20 protein-coding genes are annotated in these 24,666 nt (G+C 72.3%); 12 read left to right on the top strand and 8 right to left on the bottom strand.

Features of this window, described 5'->3' with window-relative positions:
- Window positions 1-33: 33 nt before the first annotated feature.
- The 4 genes from GQR16_RS12025 to GQR16_RS12010 all read right to left on the bottom strand — a co-directional run bounded on the left by GQR16_RS12025 (window position 34) and on the right by GQR16_RS12010 (window position 4,907).
- Window positions 34-912, bottom strand: coding sequence for a sugar phosphate isomerase/epimerase family protein (locus GQR16_RS12025; RefSeq protein ID WP_246200771.1), 879 nt, complete (start codon window positions 910-912; stop codon window positions 34-36).
- The gene (locus GQR16_RS12020) at window positions 909-2,216 is read right to left on the bottom strand and encodes a dihydrodipicolinate synthase family protein (protein ID WP_157415381.1); all 1,308 of its coding nucleotides are present in this window, start codon (window positions 2,214-2,216) and stop codon (window positions 909-911) included. The genes GQR16_RS12025 and GQR16_RS12020 overlap by 4 nt, the downstream gene beginning before the upstream one ends.
- Window positions 2,217-2,218: 2 nt before the next feature.
- Window positions 2,219-3,457, bottom strand: coding sequence for a Gfo/Idh/MocA family protein (locus GQR16_RS12015; RefSeq protein WP_157415457.1), 1,239 nt, complete (start codon window positions 3,455-3,457; stop codon window positions 2,219-2,221).
- Window positions 3,458-3,878: 421 nt separating this feature from the next.
- Window positions 3,879-4,907 (bottom strand): LacI family DNA-binding transcriptional regulator, encoded by a 1,029-nt coding sequence (locus GQR16_RS12010; RefSeq protein WP_157415380.1) that lies wholly within the window; start codon window positions 4,905-4,907, stop codon window positions 3,879-3,881.
- Window positions 4,908-5,130: 223 nt separating this feature from the next.
- On the opposite strand from GQR16_RS12010, the gene GQR16_RS12005 reads away from it, so the two are divergent.
- From GQR16_RS12005 to GQR16_RS11950, 12 genes are all read left to right on the top strand, one after another.
- A complete protein-coding gene (locus GQR16_RS12005) occupies window positions 5,131-6,225 on the top strand; it encodes a Gfo/Idh/MocA family protein (protein ID WP_157415379.1) in 1,095 nt (364 codons plus the stop codon).
- Complete coding sequence (locus tag GQR16_RS12000; RefSeq protein ID WP_157415378.1) at window positions 6,222-7,226, top strand: DUF6807 domain-containing protein; 1,005 nt, start codon at window positions 6,222-6,224, stop codon at window positions 7,224-7,226. The genes GQR16_RS12005 and GQR16_RS12000 overlap by 4 nt, the downstream gene beginning before the upstream one ends.
- Window positions 7,223-8,203: a family 43 glycosylhydrolase gene (locus GQR16_RS11995; RefSeq protein ID WP_157415377.1), complete on the top strand. Its 981-nt coding sequence runs from the start codon at window positions 7,223-7,225 to the stop codon at window positions 8,201-8,203. The genes GQR16_RS12000 and GQR16_RS11995 overlap by 4 nt, the downstream gene beginning before the upstream one ends.
- Before the next feature lie 593 nt (window positions 8,204-8,796).
- Complete coding sequence (locus tag GQR16_RS11990; protein ID WP_157415376.1) at window positions 8,797-10,095, top strand: ABC transporter substrate-binding protein; 1,299 nt, start codon at window positions 8,797-8,799, stop codon at window positions 10,093-10,095.
- Window positions 10,096-10,133: 38 nt separating this feature from the next.
- Window positions 10,134-11,186: a carbohydrate ABC transporter permease gene (locus GQR16_RS11985; RefSeq protein ID WP_157415375.1), complete on the top strand. Its 1,053-nt coding sequence runs from the start codon at window positions 10,134-10,136 to the stop codon at window positions 11,184-11,186.
- A complete protein-coding gene (locus GQR16_RS11980) occupies window positions 11,183-12,091 on the top strand; it encodes a carbohydrate ABC transporter permease (RefSeq protein ID WP_157415374.1) in 909 nt (302 codons plus the stop codon). The genes GQR16_RS11985 and GQR16_RS11980 overlap by 4 nt, the downstream gene beginning before the upstream one ends.
- Complete coding sequence (locus tag GQR16_RS11975; protein ID WP_246200769.1) at window positions 12,088-12,732, top strand: hypothetical protein; 645 nt, start codon at window positions 12,088-12,090, stop codon at window positions 12,730-12,732. Before GQR16_RS11980 ends, GQR16_RS11975 begins: the two co-directional genes overlap by 4 nt.
- Window positions 12,733-12,899: 167 nt before the next feature.
- The gene (locus GQR16_RS11970) at window positions 12,900-14,735 is read left to right on the top strand and encodes an FAD-dependent oxidoreductase (protein ID WP_157415373.1); all 1,836 of its coding nucleotides are present in this window, start codon (window positions 12,900-12,902) and stop codon (window positions 14,733-14,735) included.
- Window positions 14,736-14,789: 54 nt separating this feature from the next.
- A complete protein-coding gene (locus tag GQR16_RS11965) occupies window positions 14,790-16,799 on the top strand; it encodes a beta-galactosidase (RefSeq protein WP_157415372.1) in 2,010 nt (669 codons plus the stop codon).
- Window positions 16,796-17,941: a glycerate kinase gene (locus tag GQR16_RS11960; RefSeq protein WP_157415371.1), complete on the top strand. Its 1,146-nt coding sequence runs from the start codon at window positions 16,796-16,798 to the stop codon at window positions 17,939-17,941. The genes GQR16_RS11965 and GQR16_RS11960 overlap by 4 nt, the downstream gene beginning before the upstream one ends.
- Before the next feature lie 83 nt (window positions 17,942-18,024).
- A complete protein-coding gene (locus GQR16_RS11955) occupies window positions 18,025-18,378 on the top strand; it encodes a GntR family transcriptional regulator (protein WP_157415370.1) in 354 nt (117 codons plus the stop codon).
- Window positions 18,375-19,409: a DUF1648 domain-containing protein gene (locus tag GQR16_RS11950; protein ID WP_157415369.1), complete on the top strand. Its 1,035-nt coding sequence runs from the start codon at window positions 18,375-18,377 to the stop codon at window positions 19,407-19,409. The genes GQR16_RS11955 and GQR16_RS11950 overlap by 4 nt, the downstream gene beginning before the upstream one ends.
- Before the next feature lie 112 nt (window positions 19,410-19,521).
- Here GQR16_RS11950 and GQR16_RS11945 read toward each other — a convergent pair whose 3' ends face one another.
- The 4 genes from GQR16_RS11945 to GQR16_RS11930 form a co-directional block, all read right to left on the bottom strand.
- Complete coding sequence (locus GQR16_RS11945) at window positions 19,522-20,832, bottom strand: sugar ABC transporter permease (protein WP_157415368.1); 1,311 nt, start codon at window positions 20,830-20,832, stop codon at window positions 19,522-19,524.
- On the bottom strand, window positions 20,829-21,581 hold the full coding sequence (locus GQR16_RS11940) for an ATP-binding cassette domain-containing protein (protein ID WP_157415367.1): 753 nt from the start codon (window positions 21,579-21,581) through the stop codon (window positions 20,829-20,831). The genes GQR16_RS11945 and GQR16_RS11940 overlap by 4 nt, the downstream gene beginning before the upstream one ends.
- Before the next feature lie 211 nt (window positions 21,582-21,792).
- The gene (locus GQR16_RS11935) at window positions 21,793-22,839 is read right to left on the bottom strand and encodes a sugar ABC transporter substrate-binding protein (protein ID WP_246200767.1); all 1,047 of its coding nucleotides are present in this window, start codon (window positions 22,837-22,839) and stop codon (window positions 21,793-21,795) included.
- Between the two features lie 308 nt (window positions 22,840-23,147).
- Entirely contained in the window at window positions 23,148-24,542 is a 1,395-nt protein-coding gene (locus tag GQR16_RS11930; protein WP_157415365.1) for an FGGY family carbohydrate kinase, read from the bottom strand.
- Window positions 24,543-24,666 lie beyond the last annotated feature (124 nt).

Below are 24,666 nucleotides of genomic sequence, written 5' to 3'. Positions count from 1 at the left end.
GCGCGCGAGCGCGCGAGGGCGCGGCGGGCGCGGCTACGCGGTGACCGAGGCGCGCAGGTGGGGCGCGACGACGGCCCCGAAGGCGCGTGCGGTGCGGTCGACGACGTCGGGCCACGCGGCATCCCAGATCTCCTGGTTGAAGATCTCGACCTCGATGTCGCGGTCGTAGCCGGTGGCCTCGACGGCGGACGTGAGGCTCGCGAAGTCGATCACCCCGTCGCCGGGCTCGTGCCGCGAGAGCAGGGCGTCCGCGGCGATCGGCGTGTTCCAGTCGCACACCTGGTAGGTCGCGATGCGGCCGGATGCCCCGGCGCGGGCGATCTGCGGCAGGACATCCGGGTCCCACCACACGTGGAACGTGTCGATCGTGACGCCGACCACCGACGGCTCGAACGGCTCGGCGAGGTCGAGCGCCTGCCCGAGCGTCGAGACGACCGCGCGGTCCGACGCGTACATCGGGTGCAGCGGTTCGATCGCGAGCGTGACGCCGGCGGATGCCGCGTGCGGGGCGAGCTCGGCGAGGGCGTCGGCCACGAGCGAGCGGGCGCCGACGAGATCGGTGGATCCCTCCGGGAGTCCGCCGGCCACGAGCACGAACACGGGGGTGCTGCCGGGTGCGCCGGCCGCGGCGAGCGTCGCGGCCTCGTCGATGCCCCGGCGGTTGTCGTCGATGGACGCCCGTCGGGCGGGGCCCTCCGGCATCGTGAAGAAGCCGCCGCGGCAGTACGTCGACAGGCGCAGGCCCGAGTTCGCGAAGCGGCGCGCGGCCTCGTCGAGCCCGACGGCCTGCACGGGCTCGCGCCAGAGCCCGATCGACTCGTAGCCGCCCTCGGCCGTGACCCGCAGGGCGTCGTCGAGCGGCGCGTACTTGATCGTGGCCTGGTTCATCGACAAGCGGGGGTGGGCGCTCACGCGAGCACCTCCTCGTCGACGGATGCCGCGTCGACGGCACCCGCCGAGTCGGAGCCGTCGGCGACCGGGCTGCCTGCGGCATCCGTCGTCGCCTCAGTGGCGGGTGGCACGGGGGCAGGGGTCGAGCTCGGAACCGCGGCCGACGACACGTCGACGCCGTTCAGCGTGAGCAGCGAGTGCCAGCGCGCCGCCGCGAGCTCGGGCCGCTCGAGGGCGCCCGATCCGTTCGCGAGCTCGACGATGCGCGAGAGGTGCGGCAGGCCGCGCGCGGCGTGCAGGCCGCCCACCATCTGGAACGCGGACTGGTGCCCGTTCAGCCACGACAGGAACGCGACGCCCGTCTTGTAGTAGTACGTGGGCGCGGCGAAGACCTGCTGCGAGAGCGGCTCGGTCGGGGCGAGGATCGCGCGGTAGGCGTCGACGTCGCCGCGGTCGAGCGCCTGGATCGCGGCCGACGCGTTCGGCGCCAGGCATGAGAACGCGCCGAGCAGCGCGTCGGAGTGCCCCTGGTCGTCGCCCTCGATGAGGCCCACGTAGTGGAAGTCGTCGCCCGTGAACATGCGCGCCGACTCGGGCAGGCGCCGCCGCACGGCGATCTCGGCGTCGGCGTCGAGCAGGCTCATCTTCACGCCCTGCACCTTGTCGCGGTTGTACTCGATGACCTGGAGCAGCGTCTCGGCCGCGGCATCCGTGTCGTCGGAGCCGAAGTACCCGGCCAGTGCCGGATCGAACGCGGTGCCGAGCCAGTGCAGCACGACCGGCCCGCTCGCGGCGGCGAGCACCTCGCGGTACACGCGGCGGTAGTCGTCGGCGGTCTGCGCGGCGCGCGCCAGGTGACGGCTGGCCATGAGCACGACGCCCGCGCCCGCGTCCTCGGTGAGGTGCAGCTGCGCCTTGTAGGCATCGACGACCTCGTCGAGCGTCAGGTGCTCGTCGTCGACGTGGTCGGTGTTCACGCCGACGACGAGCTTTCCGCCGACGGATGCCGCCGCGACCGCACTGCGCGAGATCAACTCGCGCGTGGCCGCGGCGTCGAGCCCCATGTTGCGCTGGGCCGTGTCCATGGCGTCGGCCACGCCGAGCCCCCACGACCACACGTGGTGGCGGAACGCGAGCGTGGCGTCCCAGTCGATCTCGGCCGGCTGCCCCGGCGTGTTGTCGGCGTGCGCCTTCGGCACCACGTGCGCGGCCGCGTAGGCGACCCGGCTCGTGAGCGGATGCCGCGGGCGGGCGAACGAGGGCGCCTCGACGAGGTCGGCGGCGCGCCGTCCGCCGTCGGGGTCGAGCAGGCTGAGCGTGGTCATGGTCAGCGGGCCGCCGCGAGCTCGGACGCGGCGTCGTGCAGGGCGGCGTCGGATGCGGGGGCGTCGGCCGCGGCATCCGCAGTGCCGGCGCTCGTGGCCGATGCCGTGCCGGTCTCGAGCGTCACGAAGGGGATCTCGATGCGGCGGCCCTCGCGGCTCGAGGCGAGGCCCTGTTCGGCGAGGAGCACGCCGCGGGCGCCGGCGAGGAAGTCGAACTCGTTCGGCGCATCCTCGACGACGTGGCGGATGAACTCCTCCCACTGCGTCTTGAAGCCGTTCTCGAACTCGCGGTTGCCGGGGCTCTCGATCCAGTCGCCGGCGTAGTCGTGCGCGTCGGCGAGGTCGGGGTTCCAGACGGGCTTGGGCGTCGCGTTGCGCGGCTGGATCTTGCAGCCGAACAGGCCGACGACGGCCGAGCCGTGCGTGCCGTCGACCTGGAACTCGACGAGCTCGTCGCGGTTCACGCGCGTGGTCCAGCTGGAGTTGAGCTGCGCGATCACGCCGCCCTCGAGCTCGAAGATCGCGTAGGCGGCGTCGTCGGCCGTGGCCGGGTAGGTCTCGCCGTGCTCGTCGACGCGCGCCGGGATCTCGGTGACGGCCTTCGCGTAGACCGACTCGACGCGGCCGAAGAGGTTCTCGAGCACGTAGTTCCAGTGGGGGAACATGTCGACGATGATGCCGCCGCCGTCTTCGGCGCGGTAGTTCCAGCTGGGGCGCTGGGCGGGCTGCCAGTCGCCCTCGAACACCCAGTAGCCGAACTCGCCGCGCACGCTGAGGATGCGGCCGAAGAAGCCCGAGTCGATGAGGCGCTTGAGCTTCTGCAGGCCCGGGAGGTACAGCTTGTCGTGCACGACGCCGTTCTTGATGCCGGCCTCGTCGGCCAGGCGGGCGAGGTCGAGGGCCTCCTCGAAGGACTCGGCGGTGGGCTTCTCGGTGTAGATCGCCTTGCCCGCGGCGATCGCCTTCCTGATCGCGACGGCCCGCGCCTTCGTCACCAGGAAGTCGGCGTAGATCTGCCAGCGGTCGTCGGCGAGCGCCTCGTCGAGGTTCGTCGTGTAGTGCTCGATGCCGTGCTTGGCTGCGAGGTCGGCGAGCTTCTTCTCGCTGCGACCGACGAGGATCGGCTCGACCTGCACGCGCGTCTCGCCGTCGGCGAGGAGCACGCCGCCCTGCTCGCGGATCGCGAGGATCGAGCGCACGAGGTGCTGGCGGTAGCCCATGCGGCCGGAGACGCCGTTCATGATGATGCCGATCGGCTGCGGCTGCGAGGTCTGCGGGGCGGTCTGCTCTGCCACGGTGTGTTCCTGTTCGTCCGGGAGTGCGGCTGCGATGCCGCCACTCGGGAAAGCGTTTACCCGAGTCTGACACGGGCGCTGCGGTTCGCGCAACCGAAAGTTGCAACGTTCAGAACGGCGCGGGGTCGGAGGCGACGGATGTCGGAGCAACGCGTGCAGTGCCGACGGGCCGCTGCCGGGGCATCCGTCCGTCAGTGCGCGGGCTCGTCCGATGCGTCGGCGTCCGGGTGGATCGACCGGGAAGGGTCCGCTTGCGGGAGACACCGAGCTGCGGGATCGCCCGGCTGCGGGATCGCCCGCGCCTGGATGCGCCCGAGCCTCGATGTGCCCGGGCCTGGATGCGTCCGAGCTTGGGTGCGCCCGAAGGTCAGCCGCGCGCCGGGGTGGACGCCCGCACCACGACCTCGGTCGCGAGCGGCGTCCCGTCGTCGCCGGCCTCGCCGAGCGCGAGCTGCAGGGCGCGGCGCCCGATCTCTTCGAGCGGAAGCCGCACGGTCGTCAGCGCGGGCGTGACGTCGCGCACGGTCGGGATGTCGTCGAAGCCGGCGACCGCGACGTCGACGCCGGGCACGAGGCCGCCGTCGCGCAGGGCCGACATGGCGCCGACGGCCATCACGTCGTTCACCGCGAACACGGCCTCGATGCCCTCGAGCCCGTCGGCGATGAGCTGCTGCATGCCGGCGTAGCCGCCGTCGCGCGTGAAGTCCGGTCGCACGACGCGGTCGAGGGTCGCGCCCTCCGACTCGAGGCCTGCGCGGAAGCCGGCCAGGCGGTCGTCGGCCGTGCGGATGCCCTCGGCGCCGCCGATCGCCGCGAAGCTCCGATAGCCGAGTGCCACGAGTGCGCGGGCGAGCGCCTCGCCGCCGGCGCGGTTCTCCAGGCGGACCTCGCGGAACGCTGCGCCGCTCTCGCTGATGAACGCGACGCGTCCGCCGGTGGATTCGTAGGCCGCGAGCTCGGCCGCGAGCGCCTCGGCGCTGGGGTCGTCGTCGCGCCGGGAGGCGGCGAGGATCATGACGCGCGGGCGCTGCCCGCGGAGGGCGCGAACGAGTTCGAGCTCGCGTTCTGCGTCGCGCTCGGTGGCGGCCATCGTGACGATGAGGCCCTGGCTGTCGGCCTCGCGCACGACGCCCGCGGCGATCTGCGAGAAGTAGGGGTCGGCGATGTCGGCGACGAGCAGTGCCACGGTCGTGGTGGTGCCGCGTGCGATCGCCTGGGCCGAGAGGTTGGGGGAGTAGTTGAGGCGGGCCGCGGCGGCGAGCACGCGCTCGCGGTACGCGTCGTTGACCTTGCGCGTGCTGCCGTTGAGGGCGCGGGAGGCGGTCGCGAGCGAGACGCCGGCTTCACGTGCGACGTCGTGCAGCGTGACGGCTGCGCGAACGGGGTCGCGTTCCATCGTTCCTCCTCTTCGCCGGGATCCGGCGGTGGTCTTCGGTGCCCGAGATGCGCTGACGTGCCTCGAGGTGCCCGGTCTTCGACGTGCGGATGTCGCGGCGAAGCGCGGATCCTCGCCGACCGTGCGAGACATCCTTGCATGGCCGAGGGGCGCCGGAGTGGGCGACCCGCCCTTGGTAAGCGTTTTCCCTGCTAGGCTGACCGGCACGAACGAGGGAGATCGGATGCCTGAAGACCTGACGCCCGCCCACCCCGTGCGGGCCGCGATCCTCGGCACCGGCGGCGTCGCCCGGCTGCACGCCGAGGCCGTCGCGGGCCTCGACGGCGTCGAACTCGTCGGCGTCGCGGATGCCTCGCTCGAGCGCGCGGCCGAGTTCGCCGCCCGGCACGGCGGCCCCTCGGTGCATCCCGATCTCGCCGCGCTGCTCGAGGGCGCCCGGCCCGACGTCGTGCACCTCTGCACGCCGCCCGCCGGACACGCCGGCCAGGCCGCCGCCGCCTTCGCGGCCGGCGCCGACGTCATCGTCGAGAAGCCCCCGGCCCTCTCCCTCGTCGAGTTCGACCGCATGCAGGCCGACGCCCGGGTCGCGGGCCGCCGGCTGGCCGTCGTCTTCCAGCAGCGCTCGGGCAGCGCCGTGCGCCACGTCAAGCGCCTGCTCGACGACGGAGCGCTCGGCCGCCCGCTCGTCGCGCTCTGCGAGACGCTCTGGCGACGGGGCGCCGACTACTACGCCGTGCCGTGGCGCGGCACGTGGGCCGCCGAGGGCGGCGGGCCGACGTTCGGGCTCGCGGTGCACCAGCTCGACCTGCTCGCGCACCTGCTCGGCGAATGGTCCGAGGCCGACGGCCGCTTCTGGCGCATCGCCAACGACCTCGAGATGGAGGACGTCTCGCGCGGCACGATCGTGTTCGAGTCCGGCGTCGTCGCGAACGCCGTCACCACGACGCTCGCCGCGCGCGAGACGAGCCGGCTGCGCATCGACACCGAGCTCGCGACCCTCGAGCTCGAGCACCTCTACGGCCACGCCAACGCGAACTGGCGCATCACGCCCGCGGCCGGTGTCGACCCGGCGCTCGCCGCGACCTGGGCGTTCCCGGCCGAGGAGGAGGCGTCGGGCCACGACGCCCTGCTCGGCGAGGTCTACCGCGCCATCGCGGCCGGCGACCCGGTGCCGCCCGTGCTCGCCGACCCGGCGCGTGCGTTCGAGATCGTGACCGCGATGCACGTGGCGGCGGCGACCGGGCGTCCGCTGCGACGATCCGAGCTCGCAGATCCCGCCCTGCGCGGGCCGCTGCACGCCCCGGTGGAGGTGCGATGAGCCGCGAGGCACCTGCCGACGTGCGACTGCGGCGCGCGGCATCCGCCTTCCTGCTCGAAGCCGGGGGCGCCGAGCTCGCGCGCATCGAGCGCGGCGACGGGGCACCCGCGATCGAGTCGCCGCGGCCGTACCTGCACCCGATCCGGACGCCCGGTGGGCGGGAGGTCAGCGCGTTCCGTCCGGCCGACCACGACTGGCACTGGGGGCTCTCGCTCGCGATCGCGAACGTCGCCCTGGCGGGCGAGCCGCACGGCGTGAACTTCTGGGGCGGCCCGACCTTCGAGCACGGCGAGTACCGGCAGTTCGACAACGACGGTCGTCAGGTGCTCCGCGAGGCCCGCATCGACGAGACGGATGCGAGGTACCGCGCGGAGCTCGAATGGCAGACGCCCGGCGGGCGTGCCGTGCTGGCCGAGCGTCGCGACCTGTCGTTCTCGCTGATCCGGGGACGGGCGGACGGCGGGCCGGTCGGTCGGTCCGATGACGGCGGCCCAGCGGGCTGGGTGCTCGACTGGCGCAGCGACTGGCGCAACACCGCCGGCGACGAACTCGGCTTCGGCAGCCCGACCACCGCCGGGCGCCCGGGCGCCGGCTACGGCGGACTCTTCCTGCGCGCCGCGCCCGAGCTCGGCGAGGCCGAGGTGCTGCTCGACGGCGAGGTCGTCACGCCCGAGGCGGCCATGGGGCGCCGCGGCACGTGGGCCGCCCTGCGCGGCCACGACCGCACCGTGCTGCTCGCCGCGTCGGCCGAGAATCCCGTCGCGCCGACGCCGTGGTTCGTGCGCACGGGCGACACCGTGATGCTCTGCGCGGCGCCCTTCTTCGACGAGGTCTGGCGGCTGCCCGCGGGCGGCACCGCCGAGTGGCGCTGGCGCGTCGCCGTGTTCGACGGGCGGCCCGACGTCGAGGAGCTCGCGGCCGCGGCATCCGGAACCGACGGCCTCGGCGACAATGGCGACCCCCGCCCTCGCCTGGACCCGGGCGCGGGCCCGGGCGCATGAGCGCACCCGTGTACCGCGATCCGGTGACGGATGGCGCGGCCGACCCCGTGGTGATCCGCAACGTCGAGCGCGGCGAGTGGTGGATGCTCACCACGCAGCGCAGGCCCGACGACGAGGGGCCGGGCGTGGCCTGGGTGCACGGCAGCGCGATCGCGGTCGCCGTCTCGCCCGACGGCGTGCAGTGGGAGTACCGCGGCACGCTGCCCGGGCTCGACCCCGCGGATGCCGGCCCGGGGCAGCACACGCACTGGGCGCCCGAGGTGATCCGCCACGACGACGGCTACCACCTGTGGCTCAGCTGGATCGCGGGCGTGCCCGCCGAGTGGGGCGGGCATCCGCGACGCATCGAGCACTTCACGAGCGACGACCTCTGGAACTGGCGGCACGAGGGCCGGGTCGACGTCGGATCCGACTTCGTCATCGACGCCGCGGTCGCGCGGACCCCCGACGGGCGCTGGCGCCTGTGGGGCAAGGACGAGGCGGCCGGATCGTCCACGTTCGCCGCCGTGAGCGACGACCTCGTGACCTGGACCCGCGAGGGCATCGCGATCGGCGGACCGCCGCACGAGGGTCCGAACGTCTTCGAGCTCGGCGGGTGGCAGTGGATGCTCACCGACGAGTGGCGCGGACAGCGCGTGCACCGGTCGCGCGACGGCGTCGAGTGGGAGCGACGCGGACTCGTGCTCGACCGGCCCGGCGCGCATCCCGACGACCGGCAGGTCGGGCGGCACGCCGACGCCGTCGTGCAGGGCGACCACGCCGTGCTCTTCTACTTCACGCACCCCGGCTGGGACGGGTTCGAACTCGCCGACGCGGGGGCGGATGCCGCGGCCGACGGTGCCGCCGGCGGTGCCGCCGACGGCGCGGCGCGTGTCGCCGCCCGCCGCACCGCTGTGCACGTCGCACGGCTCACGGTCGTCGACGACGAACTCCTCTGCGATCGCGACGTGGAGCCGCTGCCGCTCGCCGCGGAGTAGCGCCCGCCCGCGGCGGCGTCACGGTCGGGCCCGGACGGCTGCGCTCGGGTCCAGGCGGGGTGAGCTCGGACCCGGACGGGGCGAGCTCGAGACGGGGTCAGCTCGAGCGCGCCCGTTGGGCAGAAATTCAGGAGATCCCGGGTCGGACGGCCGGTGGGAGGCCTCGAGGGCGAGATCTCCTGAATTTCTCGTCTCCGATCGTGCAGGGACCGGACGCCCCGTCCTCGATCGCAACGGACCGGACGCTTCGTTCTCGATCGCGTCGGACCGGACGCCTCTTCTCCGATCGCGTCGAGCGGCGGCCGCTCCGACGTCTCCTGCGCGCCCGGCTCGCGCCCCCGCATCGTGACCCACACGACGTCGAGCGACGGCCTGTGACCGGTCACAAGCAGGTACCCTCGAAGGTGGGCCGGTCGAATCGGAGACCGATCAGCCCCGGATCTCCGCGGATGTGCGCCGATCGGAGCGGCGCGATCCGAGACATCCGGAATCTCGCGGTTGACGCTTGATTCGATTCAAACTATATTCGGGAATGCGCTTTCCGAAGGCGCACCCCCGGCATGGATCACAGCGACGTCTCCAGGAGGACAACGATGTTCCACTCACGTATCAAGCGGTTCGGGCTCGCCGCAGCGGCGATCGCCGCCGTCAGCGCCCTCGCGCTCACCGGCTGCTCCGGCACGAGCGGCGATTCGGGCGGCGGCAGCTACGACCCCGACGAGAAGGTCACGCTGACCTTCACCTGGTGGGGCAACGACGACCGCGCCGACCGCTACGGCCAGCTCATCGAGAAGTTCAACGAGGAGTACCCGAACATCACGATCGAGGGCAGCTTCACCGACTTCCCGAGCTACTGGGAGAAGCGCCAGACCGAGGCCGCCGGCGGCGGGCTCCCCGACGTGTGGCAGTTCTCCGACACCTACCTGCGCCAGTACGGCCAGCCCGGCATGCTGCTCGACCTCGCCCAGGTGAGCGACTACGTCGACACCTCGACCTTCGAGGACGCGCTGCTCGGCACGGGCCAGCTCGACGGCACCCAGTTCTCGCTGCCGACCGGCTACAGCGCCTGGTCGGTCTTCCAGAACGACGACCTCCTCGGCGAGGTCGGCGTCGCACCGTACGAGGGCGGCACCTCGCCCGAGGAGTACGACGACTGGATGAAGAGCGTCACGGATGCCTCGGGCGGCACGGTCTACGGCGGTACCGACGTCACCCAGCGCATCCAGAACTTCGAGCTGCTCCTCCGCCAGGAGGGCGGCAACCTCTTCACCGAAGACGGCGAGCTCGGATTCGACGAGGACCAGCTGCGCGACTTCTGGGAGTCGGGCGCCGCGGTCCGCGACGGCGTCGGCGTTCCGCAGTCCAAGCTCGAGGAGATCACCCCCACCTCGGGCCTCGGTGCGAAGCTGACCGCGAGCGAGATGACGTGGTCGAACTTCCTCGGCGGGTATCTCGCCGAGACGGGCGACGCGACCCTCTCGATGGTCGCCCCGCCGACCACCGACGACTCGGCCAAGGACCTCTACCGCCAGGCCGGCCTGCAGATGGCGATCTCCAAGACGAGCAAGCACCCCGAGGCCGCGGCCATCTTCCTCGACTACGTCGTCAACTCGCCCGAAGCCGGTGAGATCTTCGGCACCACGCTCGGGTTCCCGGCCTCCTCGTCGAAGCTCGAGGGCGCCGTGCTCGAGGGCGCCGACAAGCAGGTCGCCGACTACCTCGACTCGGTGGCCGACCGTATCGGCGATGCCCCGCCCGTTCCCGTCGTGGGTTACGGTTCGATCGAGCAGACCTTCTGGGACCTCGGCAAGTCGCTCGGGCTGGGGGCGATCAGCGTCGACGACGCGGTCACCCAGTTCTTCGACGAGGCCGACGTGATCCTCGCGGGCTGACGGACCCTCGAAGTCTGACGGACGAAGGAGTTCCTCCCATGTCAACGGAATCGGCGGCAGTGTCGACTGCCACAGCGCCGACTGCACCACGGGTCGCCGATTCCGGCGCCCCCCGGGCGGCCTCGGGCCGCCCGGCGGGCGCCTCGGGCGGCACGGGCAGCGGCACCGCCGGCACGGATGCGAAGGCCGGCACGCCCCGGCCCCGCAAGCCGCGCCGCGACACCCTCGCGGGCTACGTCTTCCTCTCGCCGTGGCTCATCGGCTTCATCGGCCTCACGGCCGGTCCGATGCTGTTCTCGCTGTACCTCTCGTTCACGTCGTACAACATCTTCAGCTCGCCCGAGTGGATCGGCCTCGGCAACTTCGAGCGCATGATGAACGACCAGAAGTTCTGGGGCTCGGTGCAGATCACCCTGCTCTACGTGCTCGTGGGCACCCCCATCAAGCTCGCCGCCGCGCTCGGCGTCGCGATGCTGCTGAACGCCCGCAACCGCGGCACCGGATTCTTCCGCTCGGCGTTCTACGCCCCCTCGCTCATCGGCGCGAGCGTCTCGATCGCGATCGTCTGGCGGGCCATGTTCTCGACCGACGGCCCCGTCGACAACACGCTGAACATCTTCGGCATCGACATCGGCGGCTGGGTCGGCATCCCGGCGCTCGTGCTGCCGATGATGATCCTGCTGGCCGTCTGGCAGTTCGGCGCCCCCATGGTGATCTTCCTCGCGGGCCTCAAGGGCGTGCCGAACGAGCTCTACGAGGCGGCCTCGGTCGACGGCGCAGGGCCGTGGCGCAAGTTCCGCAGTGTCACGCTGCCGATGCTCTCGTCGGTCATCTTCTTCAACCTGCTGCTCGAGATGATCCACGCCTTCCAGATCTTCGCGTCGGCGTACATCATCGGCTCGGGCACGGGCGGCCCCGCCGGCGCCACGAACTACTACACGGTCTACCTGTACACGCGGGCCTTCCGCGACGGACAGCTCGGCTACGCCTCGGCCATGGCCTGGGTGCTGCTGCTCGCCGTCGGCGTGATCGCCTTCATCATGTTCCGCACCTCGAACCGCTGGGTGCACTACGGAGGTGACTCCCGATGACCGCCACCCGAGCGATGCTCGCGGTCGACGAGCGCGAGCTGCGTCAAGCCCGCCCGAAGAGCGCCCGTACCCGACGGCGCGTCGGCAAGATCGCCTGGCTCGTGGGCATCCTCGCCCTGACCGCGGTCGTGCTCTACCCGCTCATCTGGATGTTCGCCGCCTCGTTCAAGCCGCACTCCGAGTTCGGCTCGAACATGGGACTCCTGCCCGAGAACCCGACGATCGACAACTACATCACGGTGCTCGGCGGCGTCGCGGGCGTGCCGCTCTGGCAGTTCTTCGCGAACTCGCTGATCCTCGCGGTCGGCTCGGTCATCGGCATCGTGCTGTCGTCGTCGATGGCGGCCTACGCCTTCGCCCGGCTCGACTTCCGGGGTCGCCCGGTGTTCTTCACGATCATGATCGGCACGCTGCTGCTGCCGTTCCACGTGCTGATCATTCCCCAGTACATGCTGTTCCGGAACCTGGGTCTCGTCGACACCTTCGTCCCCCTGCTCCTCGGCAAGTTCCTCGCCACCGAGGCGTTCTTCGTGTTCCTCATGGTGCAGTTCATCCGCAACCTGCCCCGTGAGCTGGACGAGGCGGCGCGCATCGACGGAGCGGGGCATCCGCGGATCTTCTTCTCGATCACGCTGCCGCTCATCAAGCCCGCGCTCATCACGTCGTCGATCTTCGCGTTCATCTGGAGCTGGAACGACTTCCTCGGGCCGCTGCTCTACCTGAACTCGCCCGACAAGCAGCCCGTGCCGCTCGCCCTGCGCATCTTCAACGACCAGACGTCGACCTCCGACCTCGGTGCGACGATCGCGGTCTCGGTGCTCGCGCTGCTGCCGGTGCTGGCGTTCTTCATCATCTTCCAGCGCTTCCTCGTCGAGGGCGTGGCCACGCAGGGGCTGAAGGGGTGAGCGCCGTGCAGGGGGCCGGTCGTCGACCGAAGCGGGCGCGTCGCCCCGAGGTCGACGGCAGCACCCTGCGCTGGCCGGGCGCGGCGAACAGGTTCGCGCTCTTCGGCGAGGTGCTGTGGGTCGGCATCCTCGTGGTCGCGTGCTCGCTGCCGATCGTCACGCTCCCGGCGGCGCTCGCCGCCGGCATCCGCCACCTGCACCGGTTCCTCGCGGCCGAGGCGTCGGGCGTGAGGCTCTTCCTCGGCGACGTGCGCCGTGGCCTCCCCGGCGGCGTGGCCGTCGGGGCTGCTGCGGTCGTGCTCGCGGCGGTGCTGTGGCTCGATGTGCGCCTCGCGGCATCCGGAGCACTGCCCGGCGGCCCGGTCGTCGGTGCGGTGGGCGCGCTCGGACTGGTCGCCCTGGCGGTCGCGCTGCTGCTCGCCGCGTCGGCCTGGACGCCCGAGCGCGGCTGGCGCCCGGCGCTCCGATCGGTGCCCGCGCGGTTCGCCGGCGACCCGGTCGGCGCCCTCTACCTCGTCGTCGCACTCGGGCTGGCCGCGGTCGTCACGTGGCAGCTGCCGCCGCTCGTCGTTCCGGGCGTCGGATGTCTCGTGTTCGCCGTCGTCGCGACGGGGGAGCGCGAGCGGCGCACGCGTCGCTGACCGGCGTCGGCCGACGCGCTGCGGCCCGCCCGCGGCATCCGCTCGCCCGTGATCTGGGGGTGCCAACGGTCATTGACGGTGCCTCGCGCCCGCGGATACGGTCGCAGGGTGCGAGAGACGGGCGAGGCGGCGAGGGTGTTCGAGGCGACGATTCCGGAGGCCCGCCGATGATCTCGGCGGAGGCGCTGCGCGCGATCCCGATCTTCGCGCCGCTGCCCGACGCCACGCTCGCCTACCTGGCGGGTGCGGTCGAGGACATCCAGCTCGTGCCGGGGGAGTACTTCGCGCACGAGGGCGACGAGCGCGCCCTGTTCATCGTGGTCGAGGGCGGTGCCGAGATCACGAAGGTCGTGAACGGCGACGAGCGCGTCATCGGCACGCGCAAGCCCGGGCAGTTCTTCGGCGAGGTGCCGATGACCCTGAGCACGCCGTTCCCGGCGAGCGGGCGGGCGGCCCAGGGCGGGCCGGGCGGCTCGACCGGGCAGGCGTCGCGCATCATCAAGCTCGACGTGACCGCCTTCTACACGCTCGCGGCGATGGCCCCGTCGGTTCCGGCGCGGGTCGCCGCGCTCGCCCGCCGCTACCTCGACTCGCTGCAGGTGATCGCCGCAGAGGTGCCCGAGACCGACATCCGCCTCATCGGACCGCGCAACGAGGCGAGGACGCACCGCATCGCGCGCTTCCTCACGCGCAACCAGGTCGCGTTCGACCGGGTCACGACCGAGGCGACCGGCGGTGCGGCCGGTGCGGCCGGTGCGGCCGGTGCGGCCGGTGATCGGGCCGCGCACGATCAGGGCGGGGCGGATGCCGCGGCATCCGCGTTCCCGGTGCTCGAGACGGCCGGCGGGGCGAGACTGGTCGACCCGAGCATGCGCGAGATCGCGGTGGCGGTGGGGCTCGACGTCGAGCCGTCCGCCGACGAGTACGACGTGGTGATCCTCGGGGCGGGCCCCGCGGGGCTCACCGCGGCGGTGAACGGGGCGGCCGAGGGCCTGCGCACGGTCATCATCGAGTCGCTCGCGCCCGGCGGGCAGGCGGGCACCTCGACGCGCATCGAGAACTACACGGGGTTCCCGTTCGGCATCTCGGGCGACGACCTCGCGAGCCGGGCGCTGAAGCAGGCGAAGCGCCTCGGCGCCGAGATCGTGGTGACGCGCACGGTCGAGGCGATCCGCCCGGCGGGCGCGGGCGACGCCGAGGGCGCGGAGAGCGCGGCCGGCGCCGACCAGGGCACCGGCCACCTGATCGTGCTCGACGGCGGCGACACGTTGCGTGCCGCGGTCGTGATCGTCGCGACCGGCGTCGAGTGGCGCGACCTGCCGGTGGCGGACGTCGAGCGGTTCCTCGGCAACGGCGTCTACTACGGCGCCGCGCGCAGCGACGCGGCCGTGGCCAAGGGCGCCGACGTGTGCATCATCGGCGCGGGCAACTCGGCGGGCCAGGCGGCCCTGTTCTTCTCGCGGCACGCGCGTTCGGTGACGATGCTCGTGCGCGGCGAGTCGCTCGAGGCGAGCATGTCGCGCTACCTGATCGACCAGATCGAGTCGCACGGCGGCATCGAGGTCGAGACGCGCAGCGAGGTCGTCGGGCTGCACGGCGCCGAGGCGTTGACCTCGGTCGACGTGCGCGCGCGATCCGCGGGGGAGCGCGGCGGTGCAGACGTGACCGGGGCATCCGGCGAGCAGGCCGTGACGACCGAGCGCCCGTTCACGGTCGTCTTCGTCATGATCGGCGCCGATGCGGTGACCGGCTGGTTGCCGCCGGAGATCGAGCGCGACGCCCGCGGCTACATCCTGACGGGTGCGGATGCCGCAGCGGGCGGTTCGTGGCACGAGGAGCGCCGCCCGTTCGCGCTGGAGTCGAGCACGCCCGGCGTGTTCGCAGTGGGCGACGTTCGCTCTGGGTCGGTCAAGCGCGTCGCGGCGGGCGTCGGCGAGGGCGGCATGGCGATCGCGTTCGTGCACCAGTACCTCGCACTCCAGCGCGGAGGCGTGCACGCCTGAGCGCGCCTCGGGTAGGCTTGGAATACGCTTTCCCGCCAACGACGGAGGAACCACGTGCACTACGGAGCCGACTACAACCCCGAGCAGTGGCCCGAAGAGGTCTGGCCCGACGACGTCGCGCGCATGCGCGAGGCCGGCGTCACGATGGTCAGCCTCGGCATCTTCTCGTGGGCTCGCATCCAGCCGTGCGAGGGGGAGTTCGACTTCGCCTGGCTCGACCGCGTGATCGACCTGCTGCACGAGGGCGGCATCGCCGTCGACCTCGCCACGGCCACCGCCTCACCGCCGCCGTGGGCGAGTGCCGCGTATCCCGAGCTGCTCCCGCAAGACGAGAACGGCGCCACCTACTGGCCGGGCAGCCGTCAGCAGTTCGCGCCCTCGTCGCCCGTGTACCGACGCCTCGCCGGCGACCTCGTGAGCGCCATCGCCGAGCGGTACTCGCGGCATCCGGCCGTCGTCATGTGGCACGTCAACAACGAGTACGGCTGCCACCTGAACATGGACTACTCGGATGCCGCGCGCGACGCGTTCCGTCGCTGGCTCGCCGACCGCTACGGCGACGTCGACGCGCTGAACCTCGCGTGGGGCACGAACTTCTGGGCGCAGCGCTACGGCTCGTTCGACGAGGTGTTCCCGCCGCGCAAGGCGCCGTACAGCCTGAACCCCGGCCAGATGCTCGACTACCACCGGTTCACGAGCGACATGCTGCTCGAGTGCTACCTCATGGAGCGCGACCTCATCCGTGCGGCGGGCGCGACCCAGCCCATCACGACGAACTTCATGGGCGCGTTCAAGCCCGCGAACTACGAGCAGTGGGCACCGCACCTCGACCTCGTGAGCGACGACTGCTACCCCGACCCGAACGACCCCGAGGGCTTCCGCACGGCGGCGTTCCAGCGAGACCTCGTGCGCTCGTTCAAGCCCGACGTACCCTGGGTGCTCATGGAGCAGGCGACGAACGCGCTCAACTGGCGCCCGTCGAACGCGCCGAAGGCCCCCGGCCAGATGGCGGCGCTCAGCGCCCAGGCGATCGGGCGCGGCGCCGACGGCATCCTGTTCTTCCAATGGCGGCAGTCGCGCGCGGGCGCCGAGAAGTTCCACTCGGCGATGCTGCCGCACGCCGGCACCGACACGCGCACCTGGCGCGAGGTCACGGCGCTCGGCGAGGCGCTCGCGGCCCTGCCGTCGCTGCCCGCGCCGACCAGCGGCGACGCCCGGGTCGCGCTCGTCTTCGACTGGGAGAACTGGTGGGCCGTCGAGGCCTCCGACCACCCCATGAACGGCATCGACTACCCGGCCGTCGTGCAGCGCTGGCACCGCGCGCTGCACCGCCGGCACGTGCAGGTCGACGTCGTGCCGGCCGCCCGGGTCGACGACCGCTACGACCTCGTCGTCGCACCGCTCCTCGGTCTCGTGCGCGAAGCGGATGCCGCGGCGCTGGCCTCGTTCGTCGAGGGCGGCGGGCACCTGCTCGCCGGGCCGTACACCGACGTGGTCGACGATGCCGACCGATTCCGGCTCGGGGGGTTCCTCACCCAGCTCGGCGACGTGTTCGGCGTGCGCCTCGAGGACTTCGGCGCCCTCGTCGCGCCGGATGCGCCGGCCGGGGAGCCCGGCGAGCGGTTCGCGCCGTTCGGCGGCTCGCACGGTGGCGGCGGGGTGCTCGACGAGTCCGCCGGCACGCTGCTCGCCGAGGAGATCCACGTGACGGACGCCGCGGTCGAGGCCTCGTTCGTCGGGGGGCGCCTCGCCGGCCGGCCCGCGCTCACGGCCCGCCGCCACGGCTCCGGAACCGCCCGCTACCTCGCGACCGTGCCCGACGAGCGCGGAACGCAGTCCGTCGTCGATCACCTGCTCGCCGCGGCATCCGTCGCCCCGATCGTGGAGGGGCTGCCAGAGCACGTCGAGGTCGCCCGCCGCGGTGACGTCGTGACCGCGATCAACCACGGCGGGCCGACGGCCGGCGTGCCGCTCGCGGGCACCGACCTCGTCACGGGCGGGGCCGTCGACGGCGTCGAGCTCGCAGCGTGGGAGTGGGCCATCGTGCGCGAGGGAGCCGCATGAGCCGCCGCGTCGTCTTCGCGCCCGACTCGTTCAAGGGCACGGTCGATGCGGCCGACGCCGCAGCGGCGCTCGCCCGCGGCTGGCGCAGCGCGAGCCCCGGCGACGACCTCGTGCAGCGGCCCATGGCCGACGGCGGCGAGGGAACGCTCGATGCCTTCGCGGCCTCGGTGCCCGGCGCCGAGCGCGTGGCGCTCACCGTCGCGCCGCCCGCCCCCGGCTCCCGCGCCGTCGGCACCTCGTGGCTGCGCCTGCCCGACGGCACCGCCGTCGTCGAGCTCGCCGCGACCTGCGGCCTCGGCCTCGTTGATCCGTTGCAGCCGCTCGACGCGCACACGAGCGGCTTCGGCGAGGCGATCGCGGCCGCCCTCGACGCCGGGGCGACCCGGCTGCTGCTCGGCCTCGGCGGCAGTGCGTCGAGCGACGGCGGAACTGGAGCCCTCGCGGTGCTCGGCGCGCGGTTCCTCGACGGCGACGGTCGGCCCGTGCTGCTCGGCTCGCGTGGACTCGCGTCGGTGGCCTCGGTCGACCTCTCGGGGCTGCGCGCGCTGCCGCCCGGCGGCGTGCTGATCCTCGGCGACGTCACGAACCCGCTGCTCGGACCGCTGGGCGCGGCGGCCGTGTTCGGACCGCAGAAGGGAGCCGACCCGGCGACCGTCGAGGTGCTCGAGGCGAACCTCGCGCGCCTCGCCGACGCCGTGGCCGCGGCCCTGCCGGCCGGATCGTCCGACGGTGCGGCGCCCGGTGCATCGCCGGGCGCCGCGCTCGCCTCGGCGCCGGGCGCCGGAGCAGCCGGCGGCACGGGCTTCGGGCTCCTCGCCTGGGGCGCGAGCATGGGCGCCGGCGCCCGGCTCGTCGCCGAGGCCGTCGGGCTCGCCGACGCCCTCGCCGGAGCCGACCTCGTCGTCACGGGCGAGGGCCGCTTCGACGGGCAGTCCGAGGCGGGCAAGGCGCCGACCGAGGTCGCGGCGCTCGCGCGTGCGGCCGGGGTTCCGGTGGCACTCGTCGCGGGGTCCATCACCGCGGATGCCTCCGCGTTCTCGGCCTCCGCGTCGCTCACCGACCTCGCCGGATCCGGCGCCGCGGCCATGGCCGACCCCGCGCGCTGGCTCGAGGCGGCGGGTGCCGCCCTCGCCTGCTCCTGACCCGGCCGACGCCGGCCGGCGGCATCCGCCCGCTCGAGTGCTCAACTTGACTTGTTCTAGCTGCAACTAGAACAATGGAACGCGTGATCATCCGCATCGACCCCGCCTCGAGCACGCCGCTGTTCGAGCAGCTCGCGCGCGCGGTCCGAGGCGAGATCCTCGCCGGCCGCGTGGCCGCGGGCGAACGCCTGCCCGCGGCACGCGACCTGGCCCAGTCGCTCGACGTGAACCAGCACACCGTGCTGCACGCCTATCAGACCCTGCGCGACGAGGGCCTGCTCGAACTGCGCCGCGGGCGCGGAGCCGTCGTGCGCGCCGCGTCACCCGAACTCGAGCAGACGCGGCGCCTCGCCGCCGAACTCGTCACCGCCGCCCGTGAGCGCGGCATCGCCCCAGACGCCGTGCTGGCGCTCGTCCGAGAGGAACTCGACCGATGACCGACCACGGAACCGCTGCTGACACGACCACCGTCCAGGCACGCGATCGCCGCGAACGCCGCCTCGTCTGGGCCGTCGTCGTCTGGATCCCGTTCGCGATCGTCGCCGTCACCACGCTCGTGCAACTGCTCTGGATTCCGCGCATGCCCGACGAGATCGCCGTGCACTTCGACGCGACAGGCCAGCCAGACCGCTGGACCACGCCCGGCCGGGCGGTGCTCGGCTCGGCCGTGATCTCGCTCAGCCTGGTGCTCGCCCTCGCCATCGCGACCTTCGGCGGAGCCAGGGCCATGCGGCAGGGCGAGGGCCGGCCCGTGCGCTACCTCGCGAGGGTGCGCCCGACCGCCGTGTTCGCCCCCGCGACGACGGTCGCGGTCAGCGGCATCATGCTCGCGCTGTACGGACTGCAACTCGAAGGGGTCGAGGCGCCTGCCTGGTCGGTTCCCGTCGCGATCATCGGCGGCCTGCTGCTCGGCGCACTCGTCGGATGGATCGCGTGGCGCGTGCTGCCTGCGCCCGATCGCTCGGCGTCGGATGCTCCCGCGGCGACGCCTGCGCTCGACCTCGCGCCCGGCGAGCGGGCCGTGTGGACCGAGACCTCGTCATCGCCATGGCTCGTGGCGTTCCTCATCGGCCTGGCGCTGGCGGTGACGGCCGTACCGCTCGTGCTCGCGCCGGAGGCGTGGTGGCTCTGGGTGCTGCTGTTCGTGTTCGTGCTGCTGCTCGCGACGACCGCCTGGATCCGCGTCACGGTCGACCGCAACGGCCTCGTCGTGCGCACGTTGCTCGGGTTCCCGCTCTCCCATGTGCCGCTCGACCGCGTGATCTCCGCAGCCGACGTCGACGTGCTGCCGGCGGAGTTCGGCGGGTGGGGCTTCCGGTTCGACATGCACGGCCGGCGCGGCATCATCATCCGTTCGGGCGAGGCCATCGAGGTCGAGCGAACAGGTGCCGCGCCCCTTGTCGTGACGGTCGCCGACGCCCGCACGGGCGCCGCGTTGCTGAACGCGCTGGCGGCCGCGAAACGCTGAGCCGCGGCATCCGTCGCTTCGAAGTGGCGTGCCCCAGACACGAGAACGGGCCCGTGCGGGGACATCGCACGGGCCCGTTCGGCTCGGGAGGCCTGGTTCGGAGCGCCGGAGGTCAGGTGCGCAGGATCGAGCCGCCCGCGCGCTTGCGCGAGATCGCGTCGACCGTGGCCGCGAGGATCAGCACGCCGCCGGTCACCGCGTAGTTGACGCCGGCCGGGAGGTTGAGCAGGCCGAGTCCGTTGGTGATGACGGCGATCACGAGTGCGCCGATCGCCGCGTGGATCAGACGGCCGCGACCGCCGAAGAGGCTGACGCCGCCGACGACGGCCGCCGCCACGCCGCTCAGCACGATGTCGCGGCCCGCCGCGGCATCGACCGATCCGACCTTGCTGATGCTGAACAGGCCGGCGACGACCGCGAGCGACGAGCACACGATGAACGCGCACCAGCGGATCGTCGCGACCTTGACGCCGGAACGACGGGCGGCCTCGGCGTTGCCGCCGACCGCGTAGATGTACCGGCCGAACTTCGTGCGGTCGAGCACGAACGTGCCGAGCCACAGGATCGCGAGCGTGATCGGCACCACGATCGGCACGCCCTCGATGGCCTTGAAGCCCGTGCCGCGGTTCTGGTTGAGGATCGCGACGACGATTCCGCCGAGCACGAGGATCGTGATGAGTTTCGCCCAGACGAGCGCGATCGTTCGGTTCGGCACTCCGGCCCGCGTGCGGCGCGACCGGTCGAGGAACGAGGTCCCGGCCGAGATCGCGAGCATGACGGCGAGCATGACCCATCCGCCCCACGGCGGGAGCGTGCCGTTCTGAATCGCGAGGATCTCGGGGGTCTCGACGCGGTACAGGCCGCCGGCGCCGATGATGATGAGCTCGAGGCCCTGGAATCCGAGGAACAGGCCCAGGGTCACCACGAACGACGGAATGCCGACCTTCGCCACGAAGAAGCCGATGAACGTGCCGATCGCGATGCCCGTGAGGAAGGCGATCGCGAGCGCAAGCACCCAGTTCAGGTTCACGACCGCGATGAGCACCACGAAGATGACCATCGTGAGGCCGGCCGTGACACCGGCCGACAGGTCGATCTCGCCGAGCAGCAGCACGAAGACGAGCGCCATGCCGAGCATGACGAGGGTGGCCGCCTGCGTGAGCAGGTTCGCGAAGTTGCGCTCGGTGAAGAAAAACGGGCTGAGGATCGTGAACAGGATGCTGAGCACGACGAAGCCGCCGACGGCGGGAAGTGCGCCCATGTCGCCGCCGCGGACGCGCTGCAGCCAGGCGCGGACCTGATCCATCAGGCCGCCTTCCTGCCCGCTGCCGATGAGCGCCTCGGTGCTGAGCGCCGAGAGGGCCGTCGTGGAATCGGTGGGCGGTGTCGACGTCGGAGCCGAAGTGCCCTGCTCGCCGCTCATGCGTGCTCTCCTTCGTAGGTCTTCGCGCCGGTGATGTAGCCGATGACGTCTTCGTTCGTGGTCTTCGACGTCTCGACCGAGGCGACCATCTGGCCGAGGTAGAGCACGCTGATGTAGTCGGCGACCTCGAAGACGTCGACCAGGTTGTGGCTGATGATGACGACCGAGACGCCCTGCTCGGCGAGGCGCTTCACCAGCGCGAGCACCTGGGCGGTCTGGGCGACGCCGAGTGCGGCGGTCGGCTCGTCGAGGATGACGACCTTCGCCTTCTTCAGCACCGAGCGGGCGATGGCCACGGTCTGGCGCTGGCCGCCCGAGAGCGAGGAGACCTTCTGCCGGACCGACTTGACGGTGCGCACCGAGAGCTGTCGCAGGGTCTCGGCGGCCTCGCGTTCCATGACGCCCTCGTCGAACGTGCCGGCCGCGAGTTCCTCGCGACCAAGGAACATGTTCTGCACGATGTCGAGGTTGTCGCAGAGCGCGAGGTCCTGGTACACGACCTCGATGCCGAGGTGGGCGGCATCGCGCGGCGTGTGGAGGTTCACGGGCTCGCCGTTGAAGAGCACCTCGCCGTCGTCGTAGGGCTGCACACCGGCGAGTCCCTTGATGAGGGTCGACTTGCCGGCGCCGTTGTCGCCGACGAGGGCGGTGATCTTTCCGGGGTAGGCCGTGAAGTTCACGCCCTTCAGCACATCCACGGGGCCGAAGCTCTTCACAACCCCTCTCAGCTCGATGATCGGCTGGTCCATGCCGGGTCCTTTCTGTGGGGAACTGCGCTGTTCCGGAAGCTGCGGTGCGAGTGCTCGGGGTGTGCGTACGCGTGCGCTGGCGCGGGCGGAGCGGGAAGCGGGAAGCAGGGGAAGCGGGGAAGCGGACGGGCGCCGCGTGGTGCGGTCGTGCGGGAGCGGGAGGCCCCGGGGCGAATGAACGCCCCGGAACCTCCCGCCGGATCGGATGGGATTATCCGACGCCGTGCTCGGTGCAGGCTGCGGCCACGTCGGCCGTGCAGATCTCGGCGGCGTCGGCGTTGCCGTCGTCGACGACCGTCTGCACGTCGTCGGGTCCGACGAGGATCGGCGTGACGGCGATGTAGGGGGTGCCGTCGTCGAGCTTCTTGTCGACCGAGGGGGTCTCGCCGTTCAGGAGCTGGATGGCGAGTTCGGAGGCGGCGTCGGCCTCGAGCGCGAACGGCTTGTAGACCGTGGCGGTCTGCTTGCCGAGGAGCACGTTCTGGAGACCGGCGATCGAGGCGTCCTGACCCGAGACGGGAACGGTGAGGCCGTTCTTGTCGAGGATCGTGATGACGCCCGCGGCGTTGGTGTCGTTGGCGACCCAGACCGCGTCGACCTTGCCGCCGAGGGCGGTCAGGGCCTGCTCGAAGTTGGTCGCCGACTTGTCGCCGTCCCAGACTCCCGGGGGCTCCTGCGCGGGCTTGATGCCGGCGGGCTCCATGACGCTCACGGCGCCGTCGTGGAACATCTTCGCGTTGCCGTCGGCGGGGTCGCCGCCCATGTAGACCACGACCGCGGTCTTCGGGTCCTTGCCGGCCGTGGCGAGGCCGTCGAGGATCGACTGACCCTCGAGCGCCCCGACCTGCTCGTTGTCGAACGACACGTAGTAGTCGGCGCCCTCGATCGGACGGTCGTACGCGATGACCGGGATGCCCTGGTCCTTCGCCTTGGCGGCGACGGCGACGGCCGCACCGTTGTAGTCGACGAGGAGCATGACGCCGCAGCCCTTGCTGAGCTGCTGGTCGGCGATCGTGGCGTACTTGCTGGTGTCGCCCTGGGCGTTCTGGATGTCGGCCTCGAACCCGGCGTCGGTGATCGCCTTCTCGAGGGCCGGACGGTCGCCGTTCTCCCAACGAGGCGAGGACGCGGCATCGGGCAGGATGACGCAAGCGCGGGTCGCGGTGGCGTCGTCGGTGCTTCCGCCGTCGCCTCCGCTGCTGGAACAGCCTGCGAGCAACAGCATCGATGCTCCGGCGAGGGCTGTGATCGAGATCAATGAAGCCTTCTTCATCGTTCTCCCCTTCTGACTGGTGAGTGTGCAGGACAATCACTGCTACCGCGTCTGCACTGACATCGGCACGACGAAACTTACGACTCGGTAAGCCCCGCCGGAGGGCCGCGCTGATAACGATCGAGTAACGCGAATCGCGATGTGACACGTCACACGAAATCGGGAAATCGGTTCCCGATCGGGCGTTCCGCCCGGGTGGCGGCATGCGACTGTCACATGCCCGGAATCACGACCGCCGCGGGGGCCGAGGCGGCCTCCCGCGGCGGCGGAGATTTCTTTGGAGTCGAATCGATTCAGCGACCGGAGACCCGCGAGTACTGCTCGCGGATGTCGGCGCGGTGGTCGCCCGGCAGGGTCGCTGCGAGCTCGATCGGCCACTCCGGACGCGTGCCGACGAGCGCCCAGGCGGCCTGTCGGGCGGCCCCGTCGGCGACGTACTCGCCCGGCTCCGGGATCACGACCGGGGCGTCGAACACCTGTGCGGCGATCGCGCGCACGGCGCGGTTCTGCGCCGCTCCGCCGATCACGAGCACGCGTTCGACGGTCACGCCGAGGCGCTCGACGGCCTCGAGCCCGTCGGCCAGGCCGCACAGCATGCCCTCGATCGCGGCGCGCGCGAGATTCGGCCTGGTCATGCTCGCGAGGCTCAAGCCGTCGAGGTGCGCGGTCGCGTTCGGCAGGTTGGGCGTGCGCTCGCCTTCGAAGTACGGCACGAGCACGGCGCCGGATGCCGCGGGGTCGGCCTCGAGCGCCAACCGGCCCAGCCCGTCGTGGTCGACGCCGAGCACGCGCGCGAACGCGTCGAGCACCCGGGCGGCGTTGAGCGTGGCCACGAGCGGCAGGAAGCGGCCCGTCGCGTCGGCGAACCCGGCGACCGTGCCCGAGGCGTCGGCGACGGCGGCATCCGTCACCGCGAAGACCGTGCCGCTCGTGCCGATCGAGACGACGACGTCGCCCGATGCCGCGTCGAGGCCGAGCGCGGCCGCGGCGTTGTCGCCCGCCCCGGCGCCCACGAGGATGCCGTCGGGCGTGCGCCCCGCCGACTCCGACGGGCCGAGCACGCGCGGCAGGATCGCGTCGTGCCCGAGGGCGCGCACGAACAGATCGCGGTCGTAGCCGTCGGCGCCCCAGTAGGCCGTGCCGCTCGCGTCGGACCGGTCGGTCGTCAGCTCCTCGAGCACGGGGCCGAGGGGCGACTCGCCCGCCGGGCCGTACCCGCGCAGGCGCCACGTCAGCCAGTCGTGGGGGAGGGCCACCGCGGCCACGCGCGCCGCGGCATCCGGCTCGGCATCGCGGAGCCAGCGCAGCTTGGTCGCGGTGAACGAGGCGACCGGCACGACGCCCGTGCGGCGCGCGTACTCGTCGGCGCCGACCTCGGCGATGAGGTCGAGCGCAGCCTGCGCCGAGCGCGTGTCGTTCCAGAGCAGGGCGTCGCGAATGACGCGGCCCTCGGCGTCGAGCACGACCATGCCGTGCTGCTGCCCGCCGACCGAGATCGCCTCGACGCCGTCGAGTCCGCCGGCGTCGCCGATCGCGGAGAGCAGCGCGCCCCACCACGCGGCAGGGGCGACCTCGGTGCCGTCGGGGTGCGGTGCGCGCCCGGAGCGCACGAGGGCGCCCGTGGCGGCATCCCGGATGACGATCTTGCATGACTGGGTCGACGAGTCGACCCCTGCGACGAGCGCCAAAGCCCGCCCCTTTCTGTCGGTGGTGCAGGTGGAGGTGGTGCAGGTACGGGAAAACCCCTGCGCCGAGTCGTCGAACCCGGCGCAGGGGTGGCTTCAGCAGCTGGTCGGCTTCTCGAGGTCGGCA

The sequence above is a fragment of the Agromyces allii genome, assembly GCF_009749385.1.
Taxonomy (GTDB): Bacteria; Actinomycetota; Actinomycetes; order Actinomycetales; family Microbacteriaceae; genus Agromyces; species Agromyces allii.
This window is presented reverse-complemented; position numbering and strand designations above follow the sequence as displayed.